The 6,914-nt window shown below is 54.3% G+C and carries 4 protein-coding genes and 1 tRNA gene; 1 reads left to right on the forward strand and 4 read right to left on the reverse strand.

Annotation, left to right across the window (positions count from 1 at the left end; genetic code table 11):
- Positions 1-71: 71 nt before the first annotated feature.
- Both DK510_RS05915 and DK510_RS05920 read right to left on the reverse strand, forming a co-directional pair.
- A complete protein-coding gene (locus tag DK510_RS05915; RefSeq protein ID WP_234998940.1) occupies positions 72-1,652 on the reverse strand; it encodes an ABC transporter substrate-binding protein in 1,581 nt (526 codons plus the stop codon).
- Between the two features lie 169 nt (positions 1,653-1,821).
- The gene (locus DK510_RS05920; RefSeq protein ID WP_108861693.1) at positions 1,822-2,793 is read right to left on the reverse strand and encodes an alpha/beta hydrolase; all 972 of its coding nucleotides are present in this window, start codon (positions 2,791-2,793) and stop codon (positions 1,822-1,824) included.
- Positions 2,794-3,026: 233 nt separating this feature from the next.
- On the opposite strand from DK510_RS05920, the gene DK510_RS05925 reads away from it, so the two are divergent.
- The gene (locus tag DK510_RS05925) at positions 3,027-4,187 is read left to right on the forward strand and encodes a nucleotide sugar dehydrogenase (RefSeq protein ID WP_109311331.1); all 1,161 of its coding nucleotides are present in this window, start codon (positions 3,027-3,029) and stop codon (positions 4,185-4,187) included.
- Positions 4,188-4,666: 479 nt separating this feature from the next.
- Here DK510_RS05925 and DK510_RS05935 read toward each other — a convergent pair whose 3' ends face one another.
- Together DK510_RS05935 and DK510_RS05940 are read right to left on the reverse strand one after the other, a co-directional pair.
- Positions 4,667-6,115 carry a mannose-1-phosphate guanylyltransferase/mannose-6-phosphate isomerase gene (locus DK510_RS05935; protein WP_109311323.1) on the reverse strand — a complete coding sequence of 483 codons (1,449 nt, stop codon included), beginning with the start codon at positions 6,113-6,115 and terminating at the stop codon, positions 4,667-4,669.
- A 672-nt stretch (positions 6,116-6,787) separates the two neighbouring features.
- Positions 6,788-6,864: transfer RNA gene (locus tag DK510_RS05940), tRNA-Met, on the reverse strand.
- Positions 6,865-6,914: the final 50 nt, after the last annotated feature.

Genomic DNA, 6,914 nt, shown 5'->3' on the forward strand with positions numbered 1-6,914 from the left:
AGGAAATCCCAGATCGCAACAAAAAACAGGGCGCGAAAATCGCGCCCTGTCTGACCGTCAACAGATTTGACTTATTTGATAGTGAAGTATTTGACCTTGGGCTGGTCTTCGGCATCCACGTCGATACCCACACCGTCGGCCATGCCCCAGTTCAGAACCTGGTGATGAATGGGGATGTAAAGCGCCTCATCCTGCACGACACGCCAGATGTCGGCGATGTCGGCATTCCGGGCGTCCAGGTCGGTGTTCGAAGCGAGCGACTTGATCTTCGTGTCCAGCGCGTCGTCCTGATAGCCGGTTCCGTTCCATGTGCCGATGTCGTCTTCGCGACCGTGGACAAGGAAGTTGAAGATGTATTCCGAGTCATATGTCGGAACACCCCAACCCAGCATGTAGAAATCTGTCTTGCCATCGGTGATCAGCGGGAAGTGCTGCGCCTTGGGCTTTGCGTCCAGATTCACGGTCACGCCGATCTGGCCCAGCATCCCAACGGCCGCCTGACAGATCCCTTCATCGTTGATGTATCGATCATTCGGGCAGTCCAACCGGAGCGAGAAGCCATCGGCATAACCTGCCTCTGCCATCAGTTCCTTGGCCTTTTCCAGATTAGTGGCGGATTCGCCGTCCATCGCTTCGGTCCAGCCGTTCACGAATGGCGGTGCGATCATGCCCGCAGGCTGCGATTGGCCGCGCATCACAACCTGCTTGATCGCATCACGGTTGATCGCCATCGACATCGCCTGACGCACACGCACATCGGCCAGAGGATTCTTGCCGTCTACGTTGTCTGCTTCGATATCGTCCGCACCCTGGTTCATGCCAAAGAAGATCACACGGTTCTGTGGGGCTTGCTTGACCATCAGGCCATCGGCTCCATTGACGCGGTCAATGTCTTGCACCGGCATATCCTGCAGGAAGTTCACCTCACCCGACAACATCGCCGCAACACGGGTCGCAGCATTCTGGATGGGGGTATAGACAATCTCGGTCACTTCCATGGGGAATTGGTCGATACCCCAATAGTTGTCGTTGCGCACCATAACCGTCTTGACGTCGGGCTCGCGGCTTTGAAGAACATAAGGTCCCGTACCGTTGGCATTGGTGGTGGCATAGGTGATCTCACCGCCTTCGAAGTCCTGCACATTGACAGTGTTATTCGCCTCAGCCCAGCCTTTGTCCAGAATGAACAGGTTGGTCAGGTTCGACGGCAGGATCGGGTTCGGACCATCTGTGACGATCTCGACGGTGTAATCGTCGACCGCGCGCACTTCGGTGATCGAACCGATCAGCTCTTTCATGTCCGAATTAGGCTGCTTGGCGCGTTCAAAGCTGAACACCACATCTTCGGCGTTGAAATCCGCGCCGTCATGGAACTTCACGCCTTCGCGCAGTTTGAAAACCCATACATTCGGATCATCGGCCTTGGGACCCCACTCGGTCGCCAGCGCAGGCTCGAATGCGCCGGTCACGTCGCGAATGATCAGCGGCTCGTACATCTGGTGCCGTATTGTGTGTGACGGGCCTTCGTTCTGCGAGTGCGGATCCAGTGTCAGCGCGTCACCGGCACGTGCCCATCGCAGCGTTTCCGCCGATGCGGCACCCGCCATCAATGCGGTCGCACTGGCAGCGATCATCAGGTTCTTCAGGATCATTATAATCTCCCCGTTTTTTCGTTAGTACCGTTCCGTGGAACGGCAGACCGGTTTTGTCGGTCTTGGTAGTGCTGATCATCCAGATCATTCTGAAGGTTGCAACACCAGATTGTGAACTATTTGGATTTCCGATCAAATTTGAAAAGCCGACATATCGCGAACACCCGATTCAGCGCAAAATGACCGAGCGCTGATGCGGATCATCCGGGAAAACGCGCCCGGATTGGACGCATTGAAAAATATGCCGGAACACCAGGCCCGCCTCGCCGCCCGGCGAAACCGGGCCAAAATACTTGTGGCCGGTGGGGGTGTCATAGGCCGTATTGATATCGTCACAGTCGACCTGAAATATGTTATGCGGCGTTCGATCGATATTCTCTGGCCCCGTATGACCCAAACGGCGAGACGCCACTTTGTTCTTGAGGTTTGCTGCCTTGCTGGCCCGCAGCGCGAGATCGTCGGATGCGAAATAAACAACCACATTCCGCGACGCATGGCTGACCAGAACACCGGGCTCATGTTCATGCACGGTTTCATTGACGACATCTGCGGCGACCATGAATGTGTTGCGAAACAACAGCGGCACGCCCGACGCCAGATCATACCGATCCCATTCCATCAACGTCTGGCGCAAAACCCGATTGCCCATCGAATGCGCCAGTAGATTGATCCGTTTCAGGCAGGGGGCAGATTCGGGCTCGTTATCCTCACTGTTGCGCCATTCCAGGAAACGCTCCAGCACCCGCGCAAAGGAAAAACCGCTTTGGTCCGCGGATTTCTGGTCATCCCAGTATTTCTGAACGATCCCCTGCTTGGCGTCGCTGGGCCAGATCAGAGGCAACACCATCACTTCACCGGGTTTGGCCTGATCGCACAGACGCTGAAGCTCGGCCGTTGTTTGAAACACATCGTCGGGCAGGTTGTTGAACCCGTGCAAGTATAACAGGATCTGACGGCAATCGCTGTCGCGCACCCGCCGCAAGAGCTCTTTGCTGGTAATTTCGGTGTGATGTTCATCCTCGCCTTTTTCACAATAGAACACCGAATTCGAAGGTGCGTTGTTGTCCAGATCAAAGGTGAAGCGACGTCCTTTGCGGGTGCGAATGCTTTGGGTTGGAAATCTGTTCGTTATAAAAAGCATGAAAGCCCCTCCTGTTCGGGATGGAACCAGCCTAACAAGTCGACCGCATTGGCGACACAGAAATCCCGGAGCCCCGTAGGCTTCTCCAAGTCGTGTTTATACAAAAAAGTTCACATCGTCCGATTGGCAAAGCTCAAGGTGGTATCTAGGATTAGGCACACATGCGCATTTACAATCGGCAAGCAATAAAGCAGGTGAAGTACACACCGGTTTGCGAGTATGAGGGCAAAGAAATGAAGATTGCGGTTGTAGGTCTCGGATATGTGGGATTGTCCAATGCGGTGCTTTTGGCACAAAATCACGATGTCACGGCAATCGACATTTCAAAAGAGCGGGTTGAAATGGTCAATTCCGGCCGATGCCCAATCGTCGATACCGAACTGGAAGACTTTCTTGCCAACCGAACGCTTTCGCTCAGGGCAACTACGGAACCGGACTTCGAAGATGCTGAATTCGTCGTTGTTGCAACTCCGACGAATTATGATGCCAAATCTAACTACTTCGATACATCCAGTGTCGAATCTATCGCCCGGCAGGTGAATGCGATTAACCCCAAGGCCACCGCCATCATCAAATCGACGATTCCGGTGGGGTTTATTCAGTCGCTGCGCTCCGATCTGGGCAGCGACAACTTCATCTTCTCGCCGGAGTTCCTGCGTGAAGGGCGCGCGCTTTATGACAACCTGCACCCGTCCCGCGTAATCGTTGGCGAACGTTCGGACCGGGCGCGGGTATTTGCCGAGCTTTTGCTTGAGGGTGCCCTGACCAAAGACGTGGACGTCCTGTTCACCGACCCGGATGAAGCCGAAGCGATAAAGCTGTTTTCCAACACCTACCTCGCCATGCGAGTGGCTTTTTTCAACGAACTGGACAGTTATGCCATGGCCGGTGGTATGAATACACGCCAGATCATCGAGGGGGTCTCGCTGGATCCCCGAATTGGCGATCACTACAACAATCCGTCCTTCGGGTATGGGGGGTATTGCCTGCCAAAAGATACCAAACAGCTTTTGGCCAATTACAGCCATGTTCCGCAAAACCTTATTCGTGCCGTCGTGGACGCGAACCGGACGCGCAAGGATTTTTTGTCAGATCGAATCCTGATGAAAGGCCCACGCGTCGTTGGTATCCACCGGCTGGTCATGAAAGTCGGCAGCGACAATTTTCGTCAGTCTTCCATTCAAGGCATCATGAAACGGCTGAAAGCCAAAGGCGTCGAGGTCATTGTTTATGAACCAACGTTAGAGGAAGATGAGTTTTTCCGCTCTCGTGTTGTGCAGGATCTCGAATCCTTTAAATCCGAAGCCGACTTGATCGTTGCCAACCGGCATAGCCCCGAACTTGAAGATGTCGCGGACAAGGTGTTCACCCGTGACTTGTTTGGCGCGGACTAAACGGTTTTCACTGGCTCCGTGCCTTTGAATCTTGACCTGATTGACCTGTGTTTAGGCCAATACCATCGCGTGGATGCCAGAAGCAGTGGTGCCGGTGGCATGTAAGTGCGCTGTCCGTCCCCACCGGCAAGATCGAAAAGTCCGACACCTGAACAGTGCGGGTTTCGCTCTGTACTGTGGCGAGAATAACCGTACCACCGGATTCGACGTAAAGATCAATCGCCGCGTTGGCCAGATCGGAGCTATCTGACGCGGTAACAGGGACAATGTCGCGCGAGGCTGGACAGGCTGGAGGCTCGGTTGCTGAAGGGGCTGGCGGTCATTGTGCATATCTCGATGTCTGTGTCAGGCAGAGGCACGTTAAGTAAATCCGTTTAACGATCCAAAGTCGCAAAGTTCGTTGCGTCGCCAGGTAGATCTGCGCGGCGGAACATGTGACCACAGCCGCGCATTTAACATACTGAAACCTCTGTCGAGGGTTAACCCTTGGCCCCTTGGCCGCGCGCGTATTTGTCTTCGTAGCGCACGATATCATCCTCGCCCAGATATGTCCCGGTTTGAACCTCGATCAGTACCATCGGGACTTTTCCCGGGTTTTCCATCCGGTGCACTGCACCAAGAGGGATATAGACCGACTGGTTTTCGGACACCAATTGCTCACAATCATCGATTTTCACACGAGCCGTACCCTCGACAACAATCCAGTGCTCCGAACGATGTACATGGCTTTGCAGGCTCAGCGATGCGCCGGGATGTACATGGATGCGCTTTACCTGAAAACGTTCTCCGACCACTAGGCTTTCGAACCATCCCCATGGGCGGTGGTCTTTTGGGAAGGTGGTTGCCTGAGCTGCGCCCTTTTCCTTTAGCGCGCTCACCGCCTTTTTGACGTCTTGGGCCCGCGATGAATCAGCAACCAAAACCGCATCATTCATCGCAACGGCGATGATGTTGTCCAGCCCGATGCCAACGATTTCCATCTGCTCGCTATCGGACCGCAAAAGGGTGTTCTGGCAATCAATCGCCGTTGCCCCTCGGCTGATCACCACGCCTTGCGCATCCGGGCCGCTTTCGCGCCATACGGCGTCCCAGCCGCCCAGGTCCGACCACTCGGCACCAAAGGGAACAACCGACAAGTTCGTGGCTTTTTCCATCACGGCATAGTCGATCGAAATGTCTTCGGCCTGCGCCCAACTTTCGGGGTTGAGGCGCAGAAACCCCAAATCCGGCGTTGCTGTTTCAACCGCCGCCTTGACCGGCTCAATCAGCCCGGGGGCATGGGCCTGGAAGGCTGCAATGATATCTGCCGCACGAAACAGGAAAATCCCCGCGTTCCATTTGTAATTCCCGGCTTCCAGCATTTCAGTTGCGCAGGCAAGGTCCGGCTTTTCTACAAATTTCTTCAGGGGAACTGGCGCACCGTTACCATCCGGAACAGCGGCAAGTTCCAAATATCCATAAGCGGTTTCCGCATGGGTAGGGGTGATGCCAAACGTCACCAGATTGCCTTGTGTAACCGCCCCCAGACCACGGGCGACAGCGGCCTGAAATTCCGCCGCATCCGGAACAACGTGATCGGATGGAGCCACTAACAAAACAGCGGCCTCATCCTTGGCAAAAGCATGCAGCGCGGCTGCCAGAACCGCCGGCGCGGTGTTTCGCCCCTCAGGCTCGATCATGATCGTGCCGGGATCAATTCCGATAGCCTGCAGTTGTTGCGCGACGATGAACCGAAAGTCCGAGTTTGTCAGAACCACCGGTGCCTCAAACTCCAATTCCGCGTTTGCCCCTGACAACCGGCGGGCAGATGCCTGGAACAGGGTCTCTTCTCCGACCAATGGAACGAATTGCTTCGGGTAGCTCTTTCGAGACAAAGGCCAGAGGCGCGTACCAGAGCCTCCGCAAAGAAGGACAGGACAGATCAACATAAAATGCTCAATAATTTGACTCGGTTCCTAATTTTCCTATTGAAACCGTCATGACCTGACAAGGCTTGGCTTGCCTTTGCCGAAAAAAGGTTGTCCTGTCCAGCGAGCGCAGGTGAGTTTCCGAAGTTGTGTGCCATCGAAAACTTTGCGTGCTTTCGACCCTGTTTCAGCTTGAACGGCGCTAAGGGTGGCACTGATGATTGTAGGATTATCGCGATCTAGGCAGACCGCACTTGGTACACCGGTGGCTTTCTGACGTCAGGGCCCACCGGACAGGTTTAGGAGTTTGAGCAACGGAGGATTCTGATTCATCCGAATCTTTTTTGAGAAGAGATAGGCAGTAAGCGTTGCATCTGACCCTCTAAATTACCCCTGATCAGCTCGTTTCTGACATTTTATGATGCTCCCAAAAGGATACAGGCATCATGAACTCTCAAAACTTGGGTGAGCTTGCAAGTGATCAGAAAATACAGAACATCTTCCACGCCTACGGGTACTCCATCCCTGTCGGGAAAGATGGTCGCCGTCTATAACGCTTACAATAGGCAAAAGAACTGGAGCGTCGCAGTATGCTGCTTACAATCTGGACCACAGTGCTTCCACACATATTGGCACAAATAGCAAAGCCGCCCGGAGGCGACTTGTAAGTTACTGTTTTATGAAACTAATGATTGGTTGCGGGAGTAGGATTTGAACCTACGACCTTCAGGTTATGAGCCTGACGAGCTACCGGGCTGCTCCATCCCGCGACAGTTTGCGTTGGTCTACCGCCTATTTGGCTAGTTGAGACCGGGTAGTG

It is taken from the genome of Ruegeria sp. AU67, assembly GCF_900312795.1.
Classification (GTDB): domain Bacteria; phylum Pseudomonadota; class Alphaproteobacteria; order Rhodobacterales; family Rhodobacteraceae; genus Ruegeria; species Ruegeria atlantica.

Coding starts and splice junctions, on each gene's coding strand:
- DK510_RS05915 (WP_234998940.1), bottom strand. CDS start 1,652: ATGATCCTGAAGAACCTGATGATCGCTGCCAGTGCGACCGCATTGATG.
- DK510_RS05920 (WP_108861693.1), bottom strand. CDS start 2,793: ATGCTTTTTATAACGAACAGATTTCCAACCCAAAGCATTCGCACCCGC.
- DK510_RS05925 (WP_109311331.1), top strand. CDS start 3,027: ATGAAGATTGCGGTTGTAGGTCTCGGATATGTGGGATTGTCCAATGCG.
- DK510_RS05935 (WP_109311323.1), bottom strand. CDS start 6,115: ATGTTGATCTGTCCTGTCCTTCTTTGCGGAGGCTCTGGTACGCGCCTC.